Genomic DNA, 21,370 nt, shown 5'->3' with positions numbered 1-21,370 from the left:
GCTTATGGCTCGTACGAGTCGTACGACATCGCACGACCATTCGCGCGCACCCGTCTTCCCGCGCTCCCTCAGCGTAGATGGGTAGCGGAATGGGGAACGGTCGCTCAAAGGCAACATTTTTCCCTCTGAAGTTCTGCGGACTCCGTCTCCGCCATCTTTGCCCCCCGGCCGGCACCCATTTGCGTGCGCACGACCTTCCCGATTTAGTGCCGTCACCTGAGCGACCGGCAAGCGTTTGCTGCAAGCAGTCCGAAACGTATGTGCAGCGCCGGATCAGCCGCAGGCGCGCGCGGCTCGCCAATCATGGCGCACGGGCGGCGGCGCAGCGGCGACGAGGCAGGCCGAACGGCCAAGCGCCTTTGCCCGGTACAAGGCCGCGTCCGCAGACGAGAACAGGCTTTCGAAATCGCGGCCGTGGACCGGATCGACCGCGACGCCGACGCTGACGCCGACACGGGCGGTGTCGCGGCCGAGATCGTAGGAGCGGGTCGAAAGCGCAGCGCCGATCCGCTCTCCTTTCTCTACGGCCGCGGCACCGTCGAGGCCGCTCGTGACGACGACGAATTCGTCGCCGCCGATCCGGGCGACGAGGTCATCGGGTGCGGTTGCGCCGAGCAGGCGATGGGCAAGCTGGCGCAGCAGCGCGTCGCCCGCGGCGTGGCCATACGTATCGTTCACGCCCTTGAAACCGTCCAGATCGAGATAGAGCAAAGCGGTCGGGCCGTGCGCATCTCGAAGAGCGAGCCGCCGCTCGACTTCCTCTTCGAGACCGGCGCGGTTCCGCAGGCCGGTGAGCGGGTCATGCAAGGCGAGCTGCCGATTGGCATGCTCCGACTCCATCGTGCGCACCAGCAGGCCGTGCAGGCGGAAGGCGGCGACGGTCACGGCATAGCCGTAAGCCGGGATCTGCAGTGCGATCACTGCGAGGATCGGCTCCCCCGACAGGAATCCACCGATCATGCAAGGTCCAAGGCTCAACGCGATCATCACGGCGACCAGCCGCGGCGCCGAGAAATTTCGAAAGGCGATGCCACCGGCCATGGCGGCGGCCGAGAGGCAGGCGAGCGTCGATGCGACGAAATCGCCGCTGGCGAGGCTGATCAACGCGCCATAGCCGACGGACGCGGCCCAGAGCACCGCAAGCGCGATATAGAGGTCAGTCCGAGGCCGCCCACCAGCAGCGATCGCGCGGTGCGCATGGATCAGCAGGGGCAGACGAACGAGGCCGAGCGCGATCTCGATCGCGGCCCAGAGCAGGAATGGCCAGGTCGGGATCCGCACCCCGATTAGTGTCGACACGGCGATCGTGTTGAGCACGCCGCCGAGGAATATCGGCACGCCTCCATACAGGCCCTTCACCAGCGACGGCTGGATCTCCGCCCTGATGTCGCCATTGGTCTCGACGAGCCAACGCGTCACGCGCCACCTTGGCAAGGTGGCCTTTTCCCCGGATTCACTCACGATCGGCCCTGCATCTCGGCCGCTCCCCCCCGGGATCGGTCCCAACACCCTGATAGACGATAATGGTTAACGAGTCATTGCCGATACGGTATTACCCACAGGATAAACGTGCCGCGGCAACGCCTTGAACGACGATGCGCGATCCGGCGGTTAACCCATCCTTAGCCAAGATCGGCGATTCTGAGGCGAGACCTTTCTCGCAGCCTCCATTCAGAGCCCTCCTCTCATGCGCCGATCCTTCTACGCCCCGGCTCCCTTCCCGGACGACGAACATGCCCGGCAGCGGATCGTGAACGCTCTCCTCGACACCGACCTCGATCGCGGACGGCTGCGCCTGCTCGTCGAGGAAGCGGCGCGGCTCCTGTCCGTACCGATCGCCGCCGTCACCATTCTCGACGGTCCGCGCCAATGGCTCGCCGCCTGCGTCGGTCTTCCGGTCGAAACGACGCCGCGCTGCCAGGCTTTTTGCGGTTACACGATCGAACGACGCGGCACCCTGTTCAGCGTCGCGGACGCGCTTGAGGACGAGCGCTTCGCCGGGAATCCGCTGGTTACCGGAGCCCCGCACATTCGCTTCTATGCCGGAGCGCCCCTCATCCTCGAAGGCGCGGCGATCGGTGCCCTTTGCGTGATCGATATCGCACCGCGGCCCGCCCCGAGCGAAGCACAGGCGGCGCACCTGCTTCGGCTCGCCGAGGTCGCCACGGCCTTCCTGGAACTGGATCTGAGGGCCGGCGGCGGCGATGCGGCCCGCACCCCCGCCTCAAGCGGCGCGGGCGCGCTATAATAGATCAATAGGTTCGCCCGCGTTGCCCGCGGCTTTGCTTGCGAAGGATTGTTCGTGCCGAAATCACTGGGAGTACGCATAGCCGTTCTGGGGGTGTCGATCGTCCTCACCCTCGCGGCTGTCGGTGCCCTGCTCACCCGGGCAGGGTCGCGTACCGAGCAGAGCATCGTCTGGGTCGCGCACACCCAGGACGTGCTACGGCATATCGCCGAACCTGTGGACCGGGTGCGCAAAGCCGAATCGGACCTGCGCGGCATGATCCTTTCCCGGGATCGGAGCTTCGTCGACGGTCTCGATGCGAGCTTGGAGCGTGCCGAGCGGGACCTGGATGCGCTCGTCCGGCTCACCCGCGACAACCCGGAGCAGAATATCCGCGCCCGCGGGCTCCGCCGGGCGATGCTCGAGCGCATTGCCTATCTTCGAGGCGGGCTGAGCGCGAACCAGACGGCGCTTGCGGCCGAGGAAATGCGCCGCCGCGCGCACGAATCCCGCCTGTTGATGACCGAGGTCGACCGTCGCCGCGAAGAGATGCTCGAAGCGGAACAGGCGCTGCTCGCCAGCCGCATGCAGGAAGCTGCGAACCTGCTGTCCTGGAACAAGCACCTCGTCCTGCTTGGCGGCGGCGTGGTGGCCGGTGTCGTCCTGCTGATGATCCTGATCGTCGCGCGTGGTGTCCGTCGTCCCACGGGCCGCATGCTCGCCGCGATGCACGATCTTGGTGCAGGAGCGACCGCGACGCGGATCGACGTTTCGGCAATGGGATCGCGGGAGTTCAGTGCGCTGGCGGGCGGTTACAACGCCATGGCCGAACGGCTCGAGCAGGCGATGGAGCGCCAACGTCATAGCGACGACGAATTGCAGACGATCAACGGTCAGTTGCAGGCACGAAGCGAAGCCCTCCACGCCCGCAGCGAGGTAATCGCCTCCCTCAGCGCGATGGCGCATCGCATGCAGGCAGCCCGGACGGACGATGAATTCGCGGACGTGATCGGCTGCTTCGTACCGGCAGTGCTGCCCGAGCTCTCCGGTGGAGTCTATGCCCACAACAATTCGCGCAATCAGCTGGTCCGCATCGCCCGCTGGGGCGACGGCGATTCGCTGCCGTCGAGCTTCGCGCCCCACGAATGCTGGGCGTTGCGCCTCGGCCAGGGCCATACCCTCAGTGGCGGAGGCGCCGACATCGTCTGCGCGCACGTGCGCGGCGAAGAGGTCGCCTACCATTGCGAGCCCTTGCTCGCCGGGGGCGAAGTGATCGGATCGATCCATCTCCGCGGTGCAATCAGTCCCGAGAGCCGCTTCCGGCTGGACGCGCTGGCCGAGAATATCGCGTCGGCCCTGGTCAACTACCGGCTCCAACGCGATCTGCGCGAGCAGACGATCCGCGATCCACTGACCAACTTGTTCAATCGCCGCTATCTCGAGGAGACGCTCGCGGTCGAGATCGCCCGTGCAACCCGTGCCGACAGCGCTCTGACCGTCGTCATGTGCGACGTCGATCATTTCAAGCGGTTCAACGACGAGCACGGGCACGATGCGGGCGATCACGTCCTCCAGGCCGTTGCCGAAGAGATGCGCCAGCACTTCCGCGATGGCGACGTCGTCTGCCGATACGGCGGCGAAGAGTTCACGATCATCGCCCCGGGCGCGTCGCCGGAGGTGCTGACTCCGCGGATCGAACGGCTGCGGCTTGCCATCGGCCATCTCCAGCTTCGCCACGCCCAGCAAACGCTGGGCGCGGTGTCGATGTCGTTCGGCCTCGCCAGCTGGCAGAAGCAGATGGGTCAGGACGGCGAGGCCCTGCTCCAGACCGCGGATGAAGCCTTGTACCGGGCCAAGCGCGCCGGGCGGAACCGATCCGTCATCGCGCAGCAACTCGCCGCCTGATTTCCTGCTGGGGGCTGATCGGGCGGCCGCAGCCTGGGAAGGAAGGATCAGCCTGGCGTCTGCCATGCCAGGGCGATGGCGGCGGTCCAGGAGAAGTCGTCGCCGCCACTGCCGGAGCCGTCGAGCGGGCTGAACGCCTCGTAGAAGCCAGTGTCGCGGATTAGGGCGAGGGTGTCGGAGCGCACTCGTTCGGCACGCGCCCGATGGCCCGCCTCCGCCAGGCCGTGGCCGATCATCCAGTTGACCACCGCCCAGACCGGGCCACGCCAGTAACGGATCATCTGAAAGCCGGGGTCATCGGGATCGAGGCTCGGCACCATGTAGCGCACGCGACCCGCAATACGATCGAAATGGGCGAGCATCGCCTCATCGGACTGGGGATCGCGAAGCCCGGCGTAGAAGCTCAGGAACGAGGCGCTGGTGACGTAGCCGGAGGAACGGCCGGTGCGCAGATCCCGGGAGCACCACGTGCGGCGTTCGCCATCCCAGAGGTAGTGGATCCCAGCCTCGGCGCGCGCGATCCATGCTGCGATCTCGTCGCCGTCGCGCCCGAGCGCCTGCGCCAGCGCGAGCAGATCGCGGTTGGCACGCAGCAGGATCATCGACATGCCGACGTCGGCGACCTGGAATGGATTGCTGCGCGCGATCGCCGGATGGTCCCACCCCGCAGCCCGCCCGAACTGGACGAGGGCAAGGTAGCGATCATATTCGAGCTTGGTGGGACGCATCTTGGCGTCGAGATGGCCTGTGTCGCGCCGAACATAGTCGCCGACGTTGGAGACATCGATCGATTCGCCCGGCGCATCCCATTCCGGCGAATTGTCTCGCCCGGTCTCCCACGGATGCATCGCCACGACGACTCCGTGGCCGCCGGGATCACGATGGTCCGCGAACCAGCGGTGCCAGGCGAGCAGACCGTCGAACAAGGCTTCGGCGCGCGCCTGATAGGCGTCGGCCTGGCCCGCGGCGAGCGCACTCTCCCACAACTTGCGAACGATCGTCGCCGCCACAGGGGGCTGGGTGATCCCGGACGTTGGCGGTGTCCGCCCGCTGTCCCACACGCCCGGCCCGGGAAAGTAGCCTTCATCCTCCTGCCAGAAGACGATGTGGGGCACGAAGCCGCCGGGCCATTGCGCGCGAAACAGAGACTCTATCTCGATCCAGGCGCGATCCCGATCGAAGGTATCGAAGCCGAGCGCGACGAAAGCCGAATCCCAGTTCCACTGGAATGGATAGACTCGTCCGTTCGGCACCGTGTAGCCGCCGCGATCATTGGCTTCGAGGATCGCGCGCGCCGTGTTGAAATCCTGGGTCAAACCTGCCTCGGTACGAGAAAATGGCGGGACGGGCTGTGCCGCCCCGCCAGGGGAGGAACCTAGAAGGCGATGCTGAGCCGCGCGGTGATCCGGCGCGGCAGCACCGGCCGACCGACGAAGAATGCGCCGCCGGCCGATTGCGAGGAATCCTGCCGCGGAGATCCTTCGGTGGTGGCGTCGCTTTCGAGCAGGTTGAAGACGTTGATCGCCGCGCGAATCGCGACACCCCGCACCGGGAACTTCACGCCCGCATCCAGATTGACCACGTTGAAGCCGTCGAGCTCGATGGCATTGTTCGCAGCGGTGAAATTGTCGCCCGTATAGTTGGTGAACACCGAGAAATCGAAGCGATCATCGTCGTAGAACAGGCCGGCATTGTAGAGAATGTTGGGCTGACGCTCGAGCTCGTTGCCGACGTTCGCCGGCGTGGTGTCGAAATCCGTATATTTGTGGTCCTGCAGCGTGAGGTTGCCCTCGATCCGGAGGTTCCTGAACAGCCTTATGAGCGCCGTCGCCTCCAGCCCATAGCTCTCGGTCCCGACCAGATTGACCCGCTCGGTCAGCCCGCCGGCACCATCGTTGACGAACAGCACCTGCCGCCGATTGTCGAGCTTGGTGTAGAAGCCGGCGAGGGTTCCGGCGAAACGGCCGCCGTCGAACTTGAGGCCCGCCGAAGCCTGCTTGATGATCTCGCCCTCGTAGGACGCGGCCTCACCGAGCGCATTGAAGGTGACCGAGCGGATCTCCGGGAAGAAATAGCCGCGCGACGCATTGGCGTAGAGGCTGAAATTGTCGCTGAGGCGATACAACGCGCCGGCGGCAACCGCCCATTCGGTCGTGTCGACCTTGGCGGTGAGGAAGGTGTCGTTGCCCCAGATAACATCGCGCAGTGCGGCGGCGAGGTTCGGGGTCGCACTGTCGGTCACGAAGGTGGCGGTGCGCTCGCGGCGGATATCGCCTACGAAATGCTCGACCCGGGCACCGATGTCGAACGAGAATCGCCCGGCTTCGATCTGGTCCGCGACATAGGCCGCATAGCGCTCCGCCTGATGGCGGTTGTTGACGTAGCCGGCCCCGGCATTGAGCAATCCGTCGGCGGAGACGATGGTCACTGCGCCGGTATTCGGATTGCGTACCGATAGGTTGATCAGCCTTGGGCGGTTGTTGAATTCCGCCAGGTAAGTGGAGGTGACGTTGACGTCGCGCGCCCTCGCGTTGGCATAGAAGCCGCCGAGGGTGAAATTGTGCTGGAATGCACCCGTGGTCGCCTTTGCCGTCAGGTTGAGCTCGGCGCTGAAATCCGTCGCGGGACGATTGCGGTCGGTGGTTCGATTGGCGAACAGCAGATAATCGGTCGGCACCGCCGCGCCATTGTCGGCGAAGGTGAAGCTCGCATTGGCGAGGGATCCAAGACCGCGATTGGTGAGGAATCCCTGCAAGGATTCGGGCACGTTGATGATTCCGTCGCCGTCGGAAAACAGGCCGAACCTGTGCTTGTAATCGGCATAGCGGACGCGGCCATTGATCCCGATGCCTCCGAAATCATTGTCGAAGGCAAGGCCGACCATGCCGCCTTTGGTGGTCACACCTTCGGTGATCTCGGTTTGGAAGCGCCCGTCGGGCGTGTTGAAGCCGAGGCGGCCGGCTTCGGGCCCCTGGACCGAGTAGACAATCTTGCCGTCATTGCCGCGCACACGATTGCGAGTCGTCCCGTCGAGCGGGATCGGCAGGTAGAATTGGGTTTTATCGTCGATATACTGGCCGAACACGGTGAAGGAGCCTCGGCCGCTGTTGAATTCGTACTTGAGGTTGCCGCGAAGCTGGAAACCCTCGGTCGGGAGGCCGGTACGGATCGGCCCCTCGTCGGTGCGCACGAAACCGGAGAAGGCGTAAAAGAGATTGCCTCCGGCCGGCCCGTTCACGGCGAAATCGGCGCGCATGCGGCCGCGCTCCGCCCATTCGAGCTGGGCAATGCCGTGATGCTCGGGGCCACCCGTCGTCGAGATGTAGTTGATCAGGCCCGCCACCGATCCGGGGCCGAAAAGGTTGGAAACGCCGCCGCGGACGAATTCGAGGCGCTGGATGCCGAGATCGTTGCGCGCATAGACGTCATACGCCGAGGAATTCAGGCCGAAGGTGCTGAAGATCGGCATTCCGTCGTACATGAGCGGGGTGAATTGATATTGGCCGCCGGACGGCAGGCCGGCAACGAACACGTTCGACGCGACCTCGCCGCCACCGGCATCGGCCTTGATCGTCGGAATCGTGTTCAGGATGTCCGCCTGGCTGCTGACGCTCAGCTTCTGAAGCCGCTCGTCTCCGATCGTCGTCACGGCAAGCGGCGTGTCGAGCGCGGGCCGCCCGACGCTGGTGCCGGTGATGATGATTTCCTCCTCGTCGGCGGCAGAAGGAGCGATCTCGTCCGCCTGTGCCGCCGGGGCAGCATCCGCAGCGGCGTCGCCGCCCGCCGGGGCCTGCGCAAGCACAGCCGCGGGCGCAACCATCGTCAGCGCAGTCGCCGCCAGCCAGCCGGCGCGGAGCCCGTGATGAAGCCTCTTCATGATCGTTCCCTCCTCCTGCAAGGCCGGATGACGTTCCGGCTGCGCAGCGTTGACCGCTGTCGTTCTGCAAGCGTGATGGTTCGCCCGGCAGGTCGCTAGCCTGTCTTCCTGCAACGATCTGTTGCCGGATCCGGAACGAGGCATTAACCTTTCATGATGCTCGATCTCGGCGATCTGATGGTCTTCACGAAAGTGGTCGAGACCGAGAATCTGACCCGGGCGGGGCAGGATCTCGGTCTTCCCAAGTCGACGGTGAGCCGGCGGCTGACCCGGCTCGAGGAGCATCTCGGGGTACAACTTCTTCACCGATCGACGCGGGCAGTCACGCCGACCCAGGAAGGCCAGCTCTTCTTCGAATATTGCCTGCGCTCGATGGGCGTGTTGCGGGATGGCGAGCGCGCGCTGCTCGATCGACGAAGCACGCCCCAGGGCGTGGTTCGGATCGCCATCCCCTATGTGCTCGGCCAGAGCCTGATCGGGCCATTGCTCGCCGAATTTCTGCAGCAATTCCCTGATGTGCGTCTGGTCAGCGTATTGTCCGACGACGCCATCGGACTGTTGCGGGCCGGGTTCGATGTCGCCCTCGCAGTCGGCCCTTTCCCCGATTCGGGGCTGATCGCGGTGAAGCTTGGCAGCACCGGCTGCGGCATCTTCGGCGCACCCGGCTATTTCGAACGCAAGGGAATGCCGCAAAGCCATGTCGAGTTGCCGCGCTTCGATCTGCTCGCCAGCGGCACCGTCGATCGTCGCCACCGTTGGGCGTTGCACAAGGACGATCTGGAAGTCTCCGTCGATTTCCTTCCCCGCCTGCTCTGCAACGATCTGCTGCTGCTACGCCAAGCCGTGCTCAGCGAACTCGGTATTGCGAGTCTGCCCGCCTTCCTGTGCAAGCGCGATCTCGCCGACGGCCGGCTGGTCGAAGTGCTGCCCGGCTGGCAGGCGGCCGACATGCAGTTCTTCGCCCTGTTCGCCGACCCGAAGGGGGTGCCGGTTCGGGTGAGAACGCTGATCGACTATCTGGTCGAACATCTTCGCCCCACCCTGTCCTGGGATCTCGTCTGAGTTGCCGATGCTGGAACACAGCGTTGCATTCACAGCCTCTATCGGCGGGCTCAGCTAGAGGTCAGCTTTGCGGTCGAGCCGACCCGAGACCGGCTGGGAGGACGATCCGCAGTGCACGACAGAGACATCGGCGTGACCGACACGGCGCAAGCCGACGACAGGATGCGTGCCGATCTGTTGGCTTTGTTCGCCGAAGCGGTTCGCGCCGTGTCGGCCGAAGTGGCAATGCCCGCGCGAATCCCGGCGTCGCCGCATGGCCGCACGCTCGTCATCGCGGTGGGCAAAGGCGCCGCCGACATGATGCGCATCGCGATCGAGCGGATGAGCGATCGCGCGGTGAAGGGCCTGGTCGTCACCCGTCACGGTCACCTGCCGCCGGGCGACGTGCATTGGCCGAATGTCGAGGTGATCGAGGCCGGTCATCCCTATCCGGACGAGAATAGCGTCCGGGCGGCGGTTCGTGCCTTGGAACTTGCGGGAACCCTCCAAGCGGGGGACCGCATGCTGGTGCTGCTGTCCGGCGGCGGCTCGGCCCTGCTGGCGGCACCGGCCCCCGGCCTCAGTCTCGCCGACAAGCAGGCGATGACCCGTTCGCTGCTCCAGTCCGGCGCGACCATCGAAGAGATCAACCGGGTGCGAAAGCATCTTTCCGCGATCAAGGGCGGGCGCCTTGCGGTGGCCGCCGGCGCCGCGGCCGTGACCACCTGGATCATCTCGGACGTGCCTGGAGACGACCCATCCTTCGTGTCCTCAGGGCCGACCGTCGCCGACAACAGCAGCCTCGAAATGGCGCGCGAGATCATCGAGCGTTACGGGATTCGCCCCTCCGCCGAAGTCGCCGCCGCGCTGCAGGATCCGGCTAACGAGACTCCCTCGGCCGACAGCCTCGGCCTTGCCGGCTGCGAAACCCTGGTCATCGCCAGAGCGCGCGACGCGCTTGCCGGCGCCGGGCGGCTCGCGGGCGAGATCGGCTACCATGTCACCGATCTCGGCGATCAGCTGCAGGCGGAGGCGCGGCACCTCGGCGCCAGCCATGCCGCGCTGTCCCGTCGGCTCGCCCGAGCCGGCGGGCCGCGCCGCGCAGTGCTCTCCGGCGGCGAGACGACCGTGACCGTGGTCAACAAGGCGGGACGGGGCGGACGCAACCTCGAATATCTGCTCGGCCTCGCCATCGCCCTCGACGGGGAACCCGACATCTGGGCGCTGGCCTGCGATACCGACGGGATCGACGGCACCGAGCATGCAGCGGGCGCGGTGGTGACTCCGACCACCCTCGCGCGCGCCGCCCAGGCAGGGCTCGATCCCGCATCGTACCTTGCCGAAAACAATGCCTTCCTGTTCTTCGAAGCGCTCGGCGACCTGGTAGTAACGGGGCCGACCCTCACCAACGTCAACGATTTTCGCGCGATCCTGATCCACCCGGCCGGAGGCGCCGACGCATGAGCAGCCTGGCCGCCGACGCACCCCGCCCCGTCCATCCTCGTTACCCCTGGGCGCTGGTCGCATTGCTGTGGATGGTGGCCTTCCTCAACTCCGCGGACCGATCCATTCTCCCCGCCGTCCTGCCCCAGCTGCGCAGTGAATTCGGGCTCACTCCGACCCAGCTGGCGCTGTTCGGATCGGTGTTTTTCTGGATCTATGCGGTCGCCGCCTTCTTTTTCGGTCGGGCCGGAGACTCTGCGCGGCGCTCCCGAGTCATCCTCTACGGCCTCATCTTCTGGAGCATCGCGACGGGGCTCACCCCGCTGTCCACCGGATTCGTGATGCTGCTCGCCTTCCGCGGCCTCGTGGCGCTGGGTGAGGCCAGCTACTATCCGACCGCGACGGCGCTCATCGGCGACTGGCATCGCCCGGAAATGCGCAGTCGCGCTCTGTCGCTGCACCAGACGGCGGTGTTCGCCGGTGCCGGCCTCGGCGCCCTCTTCGCGGGCATGATTGCCGATCGCGTCGGCTGGCACGCGCCGTTCGTGCTGTTCGCCGCGATTGGGCTGGCGCATGCGTTCGTCCTTGTCCGCTTCCTGCGCGATGCGCCGATCCGCCGCACGGCCGCCGTTGCCGGGAAAGGACGCGAACCGATCGGGATCGTGCTGCGGATACCGCCGGCGGTGATGCTGTGCGCGGTCTTCTTTCTGGGCACCGGTGCCTCGACGGGCCTGACCTTCTGGGCGCCGACCTACGTTCACGACGCGCTCGGGCTCGATCTCGGCAGTTCAGCCCTCTGGGGCTCGGCCACCATCAATCTCGCCGGTTTTCTCTCGGTGCCGCTGGGCGGGCTGCTCGCCGACACCCTTGCCCGGCGAACGCCGGTCGGTCGCTTCTACACGCTTGCGATCGGCCTTTCGGCCGCCGCCATTCTGCTGTTGCCGCTCGCCTGGGTCACCACCGCGATCGGCGTCGGCGTCGTGCTGCTCGCCACCAGCATCGGCAAAGGCCTGTTCGACGGCTGCATCTACGCGTCGATGCACGACGTCGTGCCGCCCCAGGCGCGCGCGACGGCCGTCGGCATGATGACCCTGTGCGGCTTCATCGGCGCCGGGATCACGCCGATCGCAGTCGCGACCGCGGCAGAGCGCTTCGGCATGGCGGCCGGCATGACGTCACTCGCCGCGCTTTACGTCGTTGCGGTGGTCCTGATCCTGCTGATGCGGAACGCGATCCGGCGGGCGGCGCTCGCCAATGCGCACGAGGTGGCTTGATGAATCCTTCGGCCCTCCGGCTGGACGCGCCGCGGGCGCTCGCCTTCGAACTCTTGGCGCCCGCCCGCCCGGGCCCCGGCGAAGTGCTGATCCGCACCCTCCATTCCGGCATCTCGGCCGGCACCGAATTGTCCCAGTATCGCGGTACCAACCCGTTCATGCACAAGAGGTTCGACGAGGCGCGGCGCCTGTTCGTTCCTTCGGAAGCGGCAAGTTGGCCTTATCCGGTGCGCAACCTCGGCTATGAGGAGGTCGGCGAGATCGTCGCGGTGGGGCCGGAGGCGGAGGGCGTACAGGTCGGCGACCGCATCTACGGCACCTGGGGACACCGAAGCCACCATGTTGCAGACGCAGGCTGGGCGCGAGACCGGCTGATGCCCCACGGTGCCGATCCCCTGATCGGCATCTTCTCACATATCGGCGCCGTCGCACTGAACGGGGTTCACGATGCCCGGCTGCGGATCGGCGACGTGGTTGCGCTCTGGGGGTTGGGCGTTCCGGGCCAGATCGTCGCCCAGGCGGCCCGCGCAAGCGGCGCCCGGGTGATCGGCATCGATCCCGATCCGGTGCGCCGGGAGATCGCCCAGCGGCTCGGCGCCGCAGAGACCCTCGATCCCGGCGGCGGAGCTGCGGAGCGGATCAAGGCGATGACCGGCGGGCGCGGCGCCGACGTCTGCATCGAGGTTTCCGGTGCGGCGCCCGCGCTGGCCGACGCGATCCGCGCGGTCGCTTATGCATCGCGGGTGGTCGCGATGGGATTCTTTCAGGGCGAAGTGGCAGGGCTTCGGCTCGGCGAGGAATTCCACCACAATCGGGTGGAGCTGGTCTGCTCGCAAATTTCCGGAGTGGCGCCCGAAGCCTCCCACCGCTGGTCGAAGCCGCGGCTGTGGCGGACGGCGGTGGAACTGCAGCATTCCGGAATCCTCAACCTGCTGCCGTTGATCACCCATCGCGCAGCCTTCGAGGAGGCGCCGGCACTCTTCGCCCGTCTCGACGCGGGTGAGCCGGGCCTGCTCCAGGCCGTCCTGGACTTCGGCGCCGTTGCATGACGTTGCGCGTCGCCATACTCGGCCCCGGCGGCATTGCCGCTCGCCACGCTGCGGCGGTGCGGGCGCTCGCGCCGGACCTTGATCTGGTCGGCGTCTGCGGCCGCGATCCGGCGCGCGCGGCGGCGTTCGCGCACACGCATGGCGGCGCCCCGTTCACAGACCTTGACCGCATGATCGGTGCCGTCGCGCCCGATCTGCTGATCGTCGCGCTACCGCCATTCGCCCATCGGGGCGAGGCCGAGCAGGCCGCAAGGCGGGGCGTTCACCTGCTCGTCGAAAAGCCGCTAGCGCTCGACATTGCGACCGCGAATCGGATGGTCGCCGCCGCGCAGGCCTCCGGGATCGTCGCCGCGAACGGGTTCATGTATCGTTTCGGTGACGCGGTCCGCCGCTGGAAAGCGCTCGACACCGGGCGGCCTGCCGTGTTCGCCGGTGCCTTCCACTGCAACGCGCTCCATGCCGATTGGTGGCGGGAGGAGGCGAAGTCCGGCGGCCAGTTGCTTGAGCAGATCATCCACCTGATCGACCTCGTTCGCCACTGCGTCGGAAATCCGGATAGCGTGTATGCCCGCCGCGGCAACCTCTTCCATCGCGCCGTGGCGGGCTATGACATCGAGGACGTCTCGGCGATCCTGTTCGGCTGGGACGACGGGCGGATCGCAACGATCAATGCATCCAACGCCTCGGTGCCCGGAGTCTGGCACAAGAGCTGGTCGATCATCGCCGAGCGCATGACCGGCCGCTTCACCGGCTGGAACGATGCCGAGTTCACGCCCGCGACAGGCGGCGCGGCATCGCAGACCGCTACCGGCACGACGGATCCCTTCGTTGCCCAACTGGCCGATATCGCCGAGGCGATCCGCGATCGCCGCGCACCGGCGGTGCCGCTTGCCGAAGGCGCCGCGACGCTCAGACTGGCTCTGGCGGCGCGGCAGGCAGCCGACGAAGGTCGGGAGCTGCGACTGACATGAGGCTGCTCGACCGCCGCGGAGTCCGCTTCCCGACTCCGCAACCGCTCATCGACGGAACCGTCCCGCGCCACGATGCGGTGCACGAAGAGGAAGGCCATATCGTCTGGGCCCTTGCCGACGGCGGCCGCATTCTTCTCGACGTCAAAGCCGAGGACGGCGCGACCCGGATCGATCTGCGTGTCGAGAATGTCGGCCGTCCCCTGGCCTCGCTCGGCCTGCGCTTCGAGGGTATTACCGGCGTCCGCCGCTATCTGCGCAACGGCTATCAGAGCTGGGATGGCAGCTGGTTCGTCGAACCCGGCACGCCGGCCGGCGACGGCCCGCCTGCCAAGGCGCCCACCCTCGGCTTCGCGATGACCGCCTTGCTCCCGGAAGCCAATCTAGGCGGCGCGGTCCTGCTCGGCGCGGACCGCCACGACCGGTTCCAAATCCGCTTCCGCTTTGGAGGTAACGCGGAGTCGATGCGGATGGACGTCGAGACTCTGCTCGATCGCACAGGCGAGACGCAGGCGGAGACCCTCTGCCTGTTCGAAGGCGACGCCGTCGAGGAGACGTTGCGACTTTGGTCGCGGAGAGTCGCTGCCGCCAGTCCGCTGCCGCCGCGAAAGCCGGCGCGGCTGACCGGCTGGTGCTCCTGGTACAATCTATATGCGGCGATCGACGAGGACGTGATCCGCGAGCACCTGCTTGCCGCGCAGGCGTTTCGCGAGCGCAACGCTGTTCGGCTCGATATCTTTCAGATCGACGACGGGTTCACGCCAGAGATGGGCGATTGGCTCTCGGTCAAGCCGCAATTCCCGGGCGGCATGAAGCCGCTGCTCGCAAAGATCTCCGCGGCGGGCTTCCGTCCCGGCCTGTGGATTGCGCCCTTCCTGGTCGGGAACCGAAGTCGCCTGTTCGCCGAACATCCGGATTGGGTGGTGCAGGACAGGACGACCGGAAGCCCGTTGGTGGCGATGCATTTCTATGGGGAGTTCCGCTGGCACAAGCGCTCGGAGGAATATCATGTGCTCGACATCACACATCCGGACGCGGCTGCCTACATGACCCGGGTGTTCCGGACCTGGGCGGAAGATTGGGGCGCAGGCTATATCAAGGCGGATTTCCTGCTCCACGGTGCGGAATACGGACCAGAGCGCGCGCTCTGGCACGAGCCCGGACTCTCCCGCATCGCAGTCTGGCGACGGATGATGCTCCTGATCCGGGAGGCGATCGGACCCGACGTGATCCTGTCGGGCTGCGGCTGCCCGCTCTGGGCGGGCGTCGGGCTCGTCGACGCCGTCCGGATCGGGCGTGACATCGGCGTCACCTGGAATGGCGACTATTCCGCCGAAAGCCTGCTGCGCGACCTGCAGAGCCGCAACCATGCGAATGGCATTCTATGGCAGGCGGACCCCGATTGCATCCTGCTCCGCGACCGCTTCCACGCGCTCAGCGACGACCAGATCAATCTGCTCGCCCGGTTTGCGGCCGGCGCAGGCGGAGTAACGATGACCAGCGACCATCTCGGCGAACTCCGGCCCGACCGTGAGGCGCTTTTCGCGACGCTTCTCGGGTCTTCGGTGATCGGCTGCGATTTTCCGGAACTGGGATCCGAAACGCTCCAAATCGATCAGCAACTTCGGACGGAGCACGGTCCGGGCGCGTTTCAGCGCTTTCGGCTTGGGGCGGATGCGCGGATGGTAGGCTGAACACAGAAAAAGGGCCGCGCCGGCGAACCGGGCGGCCCCCCCGCGTTCAGGCGAACGCGCTCATTTGGCGGCGCCGGAGATCGCCGCTTCGATCTCAGCCTTGGTGAGGCCGACGGCATAGCCGCCCGGCACCTTGGCAAGACCGGAGGCTTGCGCCTGGACCAATCCCTTTTCCGTTGCGATCACCACACCCTGCGGAGTGACGTCCCGAACCGTTCCGATGGTCGCGCCGCTCTTGTCCTTGACCGTTGCGCCGACCTCGATCGCGGCGCCCGCCGCGGCATCGGCAGACGCGGGTGCGGCGTCGCCGCTGCCCGCGGATGCGCCGGTCGTCGTCGTTTGATCGGTCGCGCCTGCGCCGCCGGCTGGCACGTCCTGGGCCTGCGCAGCAGCAAGGGGCGTGAAGGAAAAGACGGCGGCAATGGCGATGGTGCGTAGCATGGTAGATCGGGTCTCCTGTGGAAGAGACCCCATCGGCTAAAGTCCCGCTTCGGAGCTGTATTCTGACTTTCGGTGTGGCGTTCGGTTACGGAGCCGGATTGAAACGGCTCCGCGACGAAGCGCCGCGAGACGTCGATCAGCGGAAATCAGCTCGTGGCCGGCGCGGCTTCGGAAGCTTAGTCGCCGGCGCGAATCGGTGTCGCCGCCCGACTCAGTGGGCCCCTGGCTCTTCCACAGCGCGCGGCAAGGTGAAGCAGAACCGACACCCGCCGTCAGCCGCGGCGGAGGCGTGGATGCGCCCGCCATGCGCCTCGACGATGGTGCGCGTGATCGACAGCCCGACGCCCATGCCGTGGGGCTTGGTCGAGGAAAACGGCTCGAACAGCCTTCCGGCGATTTCCTCCGAGAGACCAGGTCCGGTGTCGCTCACGCAGAGTTCCGCGAACGCCCCCTGCTCGGACGCCTCGATGCCCAGGCGCTGGTTGGTACGTCCCTCCATCGCTTCTGCGGCATTGCGAATGAGGTTGATCAAGACCTGCTGAAGCTGGATCGGATCTCCCCGCACAAAGAGGGGTGGCGGAACCGTGATGTCGAGCATCGGCGGCTCGCGAAAACTCAGCAGCGCGAGCCGCAGCGCATCGGCGACCAATGTTTCGACAGCGACCGCCTCGGCATCCGCCGGCCCGCGCATGCACATCTGGCGGAGACGGCGAATGAGATCGCCCGCGCGCAGGCTCTCGTTCTTGATCGCCGCAAGCGCCCCAGACAAGGGATCGTCGGCGGGGGAATCGCGGCGTGCAAGCAGACGTTGCCCGACCCCTGCGTAGTTGGCGATCGCGGTAAGCGGCTGGTTGAGTTCGTGGGCGAGCGTAGACGCCATCGTTCCCATTGCGCTCAGCCTGGAGACGTGGATCAACTCGGCCGTAAGTTGCTGGACATTGTGCTCGGCCTCTCGCTGTTCCGTGACGTCATGGCCCTGCCGAAAGACACCGATCACCGTCCCATCGACGTCCCGATAGGGATGTGCGACCCAGTCCACGGTTCGCGCAAGCTCCCGCTGGCCGGGCCTCTGCGGAACCCTGACATGGACTCCCGGTACGTTGACCGGCGATCCGGATCGGAAGACGTCGTCCATGTTCTGGAGCGCCGGCGTGCCGAGCACCTCCGGATAGACGTCGGCGAGCCTGCGGCCGAGCAATTGGTCGCGCGTGCGTCCGACGAACTGCTCATAGGCCTTGTTGACGAACTCGTAGACATGCTCGGCCCCGAGCGAGATCGCGATCAGGCTGGGACTCTGCTCGAAGAAGCCATGGAGGCGGTCTCGCTCCTGCAGCACCCGCTTGCGATCCAGCACCCGCTCCGTCGTCTCCGTCGTCACGCAAAGAAGGCCGCGGACGCCTCCGCCATCGAGGAGAGGCGTGTAGGAGAAGCTGAAATAGCCGAACTGGGTGTAAGCACTGCGCCAGGTCAGGAAGGGTACGTCCTCCGCCTCGGTGCTCCGCCCGGCGAGCGCAGCGTCGACATAGGCGCCGAAGCGGTGCCACTCGTTCGCCCAGAGTTGCCGGAGCGGAACACCCAGCGCGTCGCGATGCTGCGGCCCCAGGATGTCGGCAAAAGCCTGGTTGAACAGGATCGCCAGGTCCTCGCCCCAGCAGACGAACATCGGATGCGGCGTGCGCAAGACGATATCGACGGCGCTCGCAAGCACTGGCGTCCAGCTGTCGGGCGCACCAAGCGAGGTCGACGCCCAATCATAGCTGCGCACGGCGTCTTCGAAGGCCGTGTCCTGCACATAAGAAGAAGCCATCGGGTCCCCATTCGCGGCCCGATCGCAAGTAGGACGTGCACCGCGCTCCGTCCAGAGATCCGCAAAGCTTTCGAAAAGCGCGATCAGCGCCCCGTCACACGCGCCTGATATTCTTTCAAGGCACGCTTGCGACGTTCGTCATCCATCTGGCGATCCATCCAAATGGGGGTGAACGTGTAGCGTTGCAGCTCTTCGGGAAGGGTAACTTCGGCCAGGTTACGCATACGCACCATCTCTCCGAACCGGGTCCTGCCGTCGTCGCTGCCCGAAGCGACTCGGCAGAGACTCGGCGACGCGCTAATTATCGTGCAATTCTCGTGCTCTAACCAGATGCGATTCGCTAGCTGTGGGGAACACGGTAAGCCTCTCCAGAGGTGCCGCGATGCCCGATCGGAGTGCGCCCGAGGGAGGATTGGCATGACGTGGGCTCGCCTGCTAGGCGCAGTTCATGCTGAGCCTGACTTTCATTCGTGAGAATGCCGAGGCGGTGCGCACCGCCGCCGCGCAAAAGAACGCCGCCGTCGATGTCGATCGGCTGCTCGAACTCGACGGCGAGGTGCGCAGCCTCAAGAGCCGGATCGACGAGCTTCGTCGCCAGCGAAACGAGATCAGCGCGAGCTTCAAGACCGCGGATCCTGCCGACCGGCCGGCTTTGGGGGCCAAGGCAAAGGCCTTCGGCGCCGAAGCCGCGGAAGCGGAAGCGGCCCTTGCCGAGAAATCGGAGGCCTTGAACGGGCTGCTGCTGCGCGTGCCGAACATCCCCTGGGACGGTGCACCGGTCGGACCGGACGAGAGCGCCAACGTCGTCATCCGGACCGAGGGCACGCCGCGCCAGTTCGATTTCGAGCCGCGGGATCATGTTGCTTTGCTGGAGATGAACGATTGGGCCGATCTCGGCCGGATCACCCAGGTCGCCGGCTCGCGCCAATATTGTTTGAAGGGCCGCCTGGCTCTGCTCGAGCAGGCGCTGATGTTCCACGCGCAGCAGAAGCTGGCGGCCGACGGTTTCACCTTGATGACGGTACCGGCGCTCGCACGGCCGCAGGCTTTCGTCGCCACCGGTCACTTCCCCGGCCACGAGGAAGAAGCCTATGAGGTGCCCAAGGACGAGCTTTATCTCGCCGGGACCGGCGAGATCGCGCTCACGTCGTTGCATTCGGGCGAAATCCTGGACGCGGCACAGCTTCCGATCCTTTATGCCGGCTATTCGCCCTGCTTCCGCCGCGAGGCCGGCAGCGCCGGCCGGGACGTGCGAGGTTTGCTTCGAGTCCACCAATTCCTGAAGCTCGAGCAATATATCATCTGCGAAGACGACCCTGAGATTTCCGCCGGCTGGCACGCGCGCCTACTCGCCAATGCCGAGGGGCTGCTCCAGGATCTCGAAATCCCCTATCAGGTGGTGGAGACATCGACCGGCGACATGGGTCTCGGCAAGTTCCGGATGAACGACATCGAGAGCTGGGTGCCGACCCTCGGCAAGTATCGCGAGACCCACAGCTGCTCGACGCTGCACGATTGGCAGGCGCGCAGGGCGAATCTGCGCTGGCGGGACGGCGAGCGAAAGGTGCGGTTCGTCCACACGCTCAACAACACGGCCCTCGCCTCTCCGCGAATCCTGGTGCCGTTGCTTGAGAACCACCAGGAAGCCGACGGCCGCGTGCGCCTGCCCAAAGCGCTTCAGGGCCTGATGGGCGGCGAATATCTCTGATCCGGACAGCAATCCGCCGCCACTGAGGCTTCTCGTCCGGGAGCCGCTGGCCCTGCTCGGCCGTTTCTACCGCGCCTTCGGACCGATCGGACCGTTCGGGCCTGCCGACGGCCAACCGCTGATGGTGCTGCCGGGCTTCCTTGCCACCGATCGGAGTACGCTGGGCCTGCAAAAGGCGCTTGCCGGGGCCGGATATCGGGTCACCGGCTGGGGTCTGGGGATCAATCGCGGGGTCAGCGCGCGCACGCTGGATGACATCGTTGCCCAAGTGGAGCGATTCGGCGGCGGCCGACCGACGATCCTGGTGGGCTGGAGCCTCGGTGGCATCTATGCGCGGGAGGTCGCCAAGAAACGGCCGGATCTCGTCGCCAAGGTAATCACGATGGGTTCGCCCTTTTCGGGCCATCCCCGCGCCAACAATGTCTGGCGTTTGTACGAGTTGATCGCGCGCCATCCGGTCGATGCGCCGCCTATCGAGGCGGAGCTGGCTCAAAAACCTCCGGTGCCGACGATCGCCTTATGGTCGAGGAAGGACGGCATCGTCGCGCCCGCAGCGGCGCGCGGGCAAGATGGAGAGCGCGATCGGGCGATCGAGCTCGAGTGCAGCCACATGGCCTTCGCAGTCAGCTCGAAAGCGTGGCCGCACGTCGTCGCGGCCGTCCGGGACGGCTGACGAACAGGCTCAGGCGGCCCGGCGCATTCCGGTTTCGGACAGCCAGGCGCGGGCCTGACGCTGCGCTTCGGCGATCTCGCGCGCCGTCATCTCGTCGGCGATTTCGGCGCGGCACATCTGCGCTTCGCTGCTGCCGTTGAGCGCGGCGAGATTGAACCATTTGTGCGCTTCGATCAGATCGACGCTGATGCCATGCGATCCCGTCGAGTAGGCGACGCCCAGCTCGTAGAGGGCGTCGATATCGCCCTCGCCGGCATCGGCAAGACGGCTGTTGAGCAGAAACTCTGCGGATTTCATACTGATGGCCATGACATGCCCCCATTGGTTTTGGCGTTGGGGACAGAGTGCGCCTTCGTCTACGAAGAAAAGGTTAACGCCGCGATCACCTTCTTTACCTACGGTCAGCCGACCGGAAGATTGTCGATCAGCCGCGTCCGCCCCAACCGGGCGGCGGCAAGAAGGCGCGCAGGACGATCGACATTCATGACCGGCTGCAGCGACACCGCGTCGCGAAGCTCGACATAGTCGATCGGATCGAAGCCGGCCTTCGCCAGCTTTTCCCGTGCGCCGGCCAGCGCAGCCGCGACATCGCCGCCTGCCTGGATCGCACCCGCCGCCTCACCCAGCGCGCGCGGCAAAGCCCGAGCGGCCCGCCGCTCCTCCTCGGTAAGGTAGGCGTTGCGCGACGACAGAGCGAGGCCGTCTGCGTCGCGCTGAGTCGGCACGCCGACGATCTCGACCGGAAGATCAAGGTCGCGCACCATCTGACGAATGATCGCGAGTTGCTGATAATCCTTCTCGCCGAACAAGGCGATGTCGGGCCGGACCTGGTTGAAGAGCTTGGCGACCACCGTCGCCACGCCCGCAAAGTGGCCAGGCCGCGCTTCGCCGTCGAGCGTATCGGCGATGCCGCCGCCGACGCTGATCGTGGTGGCATGGCCTTCCGGATACATGGTGGCGACGTCCGGCGCCCACAGGATCTCGCACCCTTCCTCCTCCAGCATGCGCGCATCGGAGGCCTCGCGGCGGGGATAGGTGGCGAGATCCTCATTGGGTCCAAATTGGGTCGGATTGACGAAGATCGAGGCGACGACGTGCCGTGCGCGCCGCCGGCCTTCCGCGACCAGCGCCATATGTCCGGCGTGGAGCGCGCCCATCGTCGGCACGAACGCGATCGTGCCGCCCTCCGCGCGCAGCTCCGCAATCGCTTGCCGCAGCGAATCGATGTCACGGACCGTTTGCACCGCCGGGAGGCCTCCGATA

The 21,370-nt window shown here is 66.3% G+C and carries 18 protein-coding genes; 10 read left to right on the top strand and 8 right to left on the bottom strand.

Features of this window, described 5'->3' with window-relative positions:
• Positions 1-273 precede the first annotated feature (273 nt).
• Positions 274-1,419: a GGDEF domain-containing protein gene (locus tag ETR14_RS12110; protein WP_206186027.1), complete on the bottom strand. Its 1,146-nt coding sequence runs from the start codon at positions 1,417-1,419 to the stop codon at positions 274-276.
• A gap of 268 nt (positions 1,420-1,687) precedes the next feature.
• On the opposite strand from ETR14_RS12110, the gene ETR14_RS12105 reads away from it, so the two are divergent.
• Positions 1,688-2,248: a GAF domain-containing protein gene (locus ETR14_RS12105; RefSeq protein ID WP_129384832.1), complete on the top strand. Its 561-nt coding sequence runs from the start codon at positions 1,688-1,690 to the stop codon at positions 2,246-2,248.
• A 54-nt stretch (positions 2,249-2,302) separates the two neighbouring features.
• On the top strand, positions 2,303-4,132 hold the full coding sequence (locus tag ETR14_RS12100) for a diguanylate cyclase (RefSeq protein ID WP_129384831.1): 1,830 nt from the start codon (positions 2,303-2,305) through the stop codon (positions 4,130-4,132).
• 47 nt (positions 4,133-4,179) lie between these two features.
• Here the strand turns inward: ETR14_RS12100 and ETR14_RS12095 are convergent, their stop codons facing one another.
• Together ETR14_RS12095 and ETR14_RS12090 are read right to left on the bottom strand one after the other, a co-directional pair.
• The gene (locus ETR14_RS12095; RefSeq protein WP_129384830.1) at positions 4,180-5,448 is read right to left on the bottom strand and encodes a trehalase family glycosidase; all 1,269 of its coding nucleotides are present in this window, start codon (positions 5,446-5,448) and stop codon (positions 4,180-4,182) included.
• 59 nt (positions 5,449-5,507) lie between these two features.
• Positions 5,508-8,009 carry a TonB-dependent siderophore receptor gene (locus tag ETR14_RS12090; RefSeq protein WP_165356416.1) on the bottom strand — a complete coding sequence of 834 codons (2,502 nt, stop codon included), beginning with the start codon at positions 8,007-8,009 and terminating at the stop codon, positions 5,508-5,510.
• Between the two features lie 153 nt (positions 8,010-8,162).
• On the opposite strand from ETR14_RS12090, the gene ETR14_RS12085 reads away from it, so the two are divergent.
• The 6 genes from ETR14_RS12085 (at position 8,163) to ETR14_RS12060 (ending at position 15,478) form a co-directional block, all read left to right on the top strand.
• Positions 8,163-9,071 (top strand): LysR substrate-binding domain-containing protein, encoded by a 909-nt coding sequence (locus ETR14_RS12085; protein WP_129384828.1) that lies wholly within the window; start codon positions 8,163-8,165, stop codon positions 9,069-9,071.
• 111 nt (positions 9,072-9,182) lie between these two features.
• Positions 9,183-10,514, top strand: a complete 1,332-nt coding sequence (locus ETR14_RS12080) for a glycerate kinase (RefSeq protein ID WP_206186026.1) — start codon at positions 9,183-9,185, stop codon at positions 10,512-10,514.
• Positions 10,511-11,767, top strand: coding sequence for an MFS transporter (locus ETR14_RS12075; protein WP_129384827.1), 1,257 nt, complete (start codon positions 10,511-10,513; stop codon positions 11,765-11,767). The genes ETR14_RS12080 and ETR14_RS12075 overlap by 4 nt, the downstream gene beginning before the upstream one ends.
• Positions 11,767-12,816, top strand: a complete 1,050-nt coding sequence (locus tag ETR14_RS12070; protein ID WP_129384826.1) for a zinc-binding dehydrogenase — start codon at positions 11,767-11,769, stop codon at positions 12,814-12,816. The genes ETR14_RS12075 and ETR14_RS12070 overlap by 1 nt, the downstream gene beginning before the upstream one ends.
• A complete protein-coding gene (locus tag ETR14_RS12065) occupies positions 12,813-13,787 on the top strand; it encodes a Gfo/Idh/MocA family protein (RefSeq protein ID WP_129384825.1) in 975 nt (324 codons plus the stop codon). Before ETR14_RS12070 ends, ETR14_RS12065 begins: the two co-directional genes overlap by 4 nt.
• Positions 13,784-15,478 (top strand): glycoside hydrolase family 36 protein, encoded by a 1,695-nt coding sequence (locus ETR14_RS12060; RefSeq protein ID WP_129384824.1) that lies wholly within the window; start codon positions 13,784-13,786, stop codon positions 15,476-15,478. The genes ETR14_RS12065 and ETR14_RS12060 overlap by 4 nt, the downstream gene beginning before the upstream one ends.
• Positions 15,479-15,538: 60 nt before the next feature.
• Here the strand turns inward: ETR14_RS12060 and ETR14_RS12055 are convergent, their stop codons facing one another.
• The 3 genes from ETR14_RS12055 to ETR14_RS28335 form a co-directional block, all read right to left on the bottom strand.
• Complete coding sequence (locus tag ETR14_RS12055; RefSeq protein WP_129384823.1) at positions 15,539-15,919, bottom strand: hypothetical protein; 381 nt, start codon at positions 15,917-15,919, stop codon at positions 15,539-15,541.
• Between the two features lie 211 nt (positions 15,920-16,130).
• A complete protein-coding gene (locus ETR14_RS12050) occupies positions 16,131-17,726 on the bottom strand; it encodes a PAS domain-containing protein (protein ID WP_129384822.1) in 1,596 nt (531 codons plus the stop codon).
• An 83-nt stretch (positions 17,727-17,809) separates the two neighbouring features.
• The gene (locus tag ETR14_RS28335; protein WP_165356415.1) at positions 17,810-17,950 is read right to left on the bottom strand and encodes a hypothetical protein; all 141 of its coding nucleotides are present in this window, start codon (positions 17,948-17,950) and stop codon (positions 17,810-17,812) included.
• 224 nt (positions 17,951-18,174) lie between these two features.
• Here ETR14_RS28335 and serS point away from each other — a divergent pair, with 224 nt between their 5' ends.
• On the top strand, positions 18,175-19,434 hold the full coding sequence (serS, locus tag ETR14_RS12045; RefSeq protein WP_129384821.1) for a serine--tRNA ligase: 1,260 nt from the start codon (positions 18,175-18,177) through the stop codon (positions 19,432-19,434).
• A gap of 121 nt (positions 19,435-19,555) precedes the next feature.
• The gene (locus tag ETR14_RS12040) at positions 19,556-20,107 is read left to right on the top strand and encodes an alpha/beta fold hydrolase (protein ID WP_129384820.1); all 552 of its coding nucleotides are present in this window, start codon (positions 19,556-19,558) and stop codon (positions 20,105-20,107) included.
• Positions 20,108-20,116: 9 nt separating this feature from the next.
• Here the strand turns inward: ETR14_RS12040 and ETR14_RS12035 are convergent, their stop codons facing one another.
• Together ETR14_RS12035 and panC are read right to left on the bottom strand one after the other, a co-directional pair.
• Positions 20,117-20,416, bottom strand: a complete 300-nt coding sequence (locus ETR14_RS12035) for an SEL1-like repeat protein (protein WP_129384819.1) — start codon at positions 20,414-20,416, stop codon at positions 20,117-20,119.
• A 92-nt stretch (positions 20,417-20,508) separates the two neighbouring features.
• Complete coding sequence (gene panC / locus ETR14_RS12030; RefSeq protein WP_129384818.1) at positions 20,509-21,351, bottom strand: pantoate--beta-alanine ligase; 843 nt, start codon at positions 21,349-21,351, stop codon at positions 20,509-20,511.
• Between the last annotated feature and the right edge of the window lie 19 nt (positions 21,352-21,370).

The sequence above is a fragment of the Sphingosinicella sp. BN140058 genome, assembly GCF_004135585.1.
GTDB lineage: Bacteria > Pseudomonadota > Alphaproteobacteria > Sphingomonadales > Sphingomonadaceae > Allosphingosinicella.
Note: the sequence above shows the minus strand (reverse complement) of the source record. Positions and strands in the feature narration are given on the sequence as shown.

Bases quoted from the DNA above. Each gene is read 5' to 3' on its own strand.
- serS (WP_129384821.1), top strand. From the start codon at position 18,175: ATGCTGAGCCTGACTTTCATTCGTGAGAATGCCGAGGCGGTGCGCACC.
- ETR14_RS12040 (WP_129384820.1), top strand. From the start codon at position 19,556: ATGGTGCTGCCGGGCTTCCTTGCCACCGATCGGAGTACGCTGGGCCTG.
- ETR14_RS28335 (WP_165356415.1), bottom strand. From the start codon at position 17,950: ATGCGTAACCTGGCCGAAGTTACCCTTCCCGAAGAGCTGCAACGCTAC.
- ETR14_RS12070 (WP_129384826.1), top strand. From the start codon at position 11,767: ATGAATCCTTCGGCCCTCCGGCTGGACGCGCCGCGGGCGCTCGCCTTC.
- ETR14_RS12075 (WP_129384827.1), top strand. From the start codon at position 10,511: ATGAGCAGCCTGGCCGCCGACGCACCCCGCCCCGTCCATCCTCGTTAC.
- ETR14_RS12050 (WP_129384822.1), bottom strand. From the start codon at position 17,726: ATGGCTTCTTCTTATGTGCAGGACACGGCCTTCGAAGACGCCGTGCGC.
- ETR14_RS12090 (WP_165356416.1), bottom strand. From the start codon at position 8,009: ATGAAGAGGCTTCATCACGGGCTCCGCGCCGGCTGGCTGGCGGCGACT.
- ETR14_RS12055 (WP_129384823.1), bottom strand. From the start codon at position 15,919: ATGCTACGCACCATCGCCATTGCCGCCGTCTTTTCCTTCACGCCCCTT.
- ETR14_RS12065 (WP_129384825.1), top strand. From the start codon at position 12,813: ATGACGTTGCGCGTCGCCATACTCGGCCCCGGCGGCATTGCCGCTCGC.
- ETR14_RS12035 (WP_129384819.1), bottom strand. From the start codon at position 20,416: ATGGCCATCAGTATGAAATCCGCAGAGTTTCTGCTCAACAGCCGTCTT.
- ETR14_RS12060 (WP_129384824.1), top strand. From the start codon at position 13,784: ATGAGGCTGCTCGACCGCCGCGGAGTCCGCTTCCCGACTCCGCAACCG.
- ETR14_RS12085 (WP_129384828.1), top strand. From the start codon at position 8,163: ATGATGCTCGATCTCGGCGATCTGATGGTCTTCACGAAAGTGGTCGAG.
- ETR14_RS12105 (WP_129384832.1), top strand. From the start codon at position 1,688: ATGCGCCGATCCTTCTACGCCCCGGCTCCCTTCCCGGACGACGAACAT.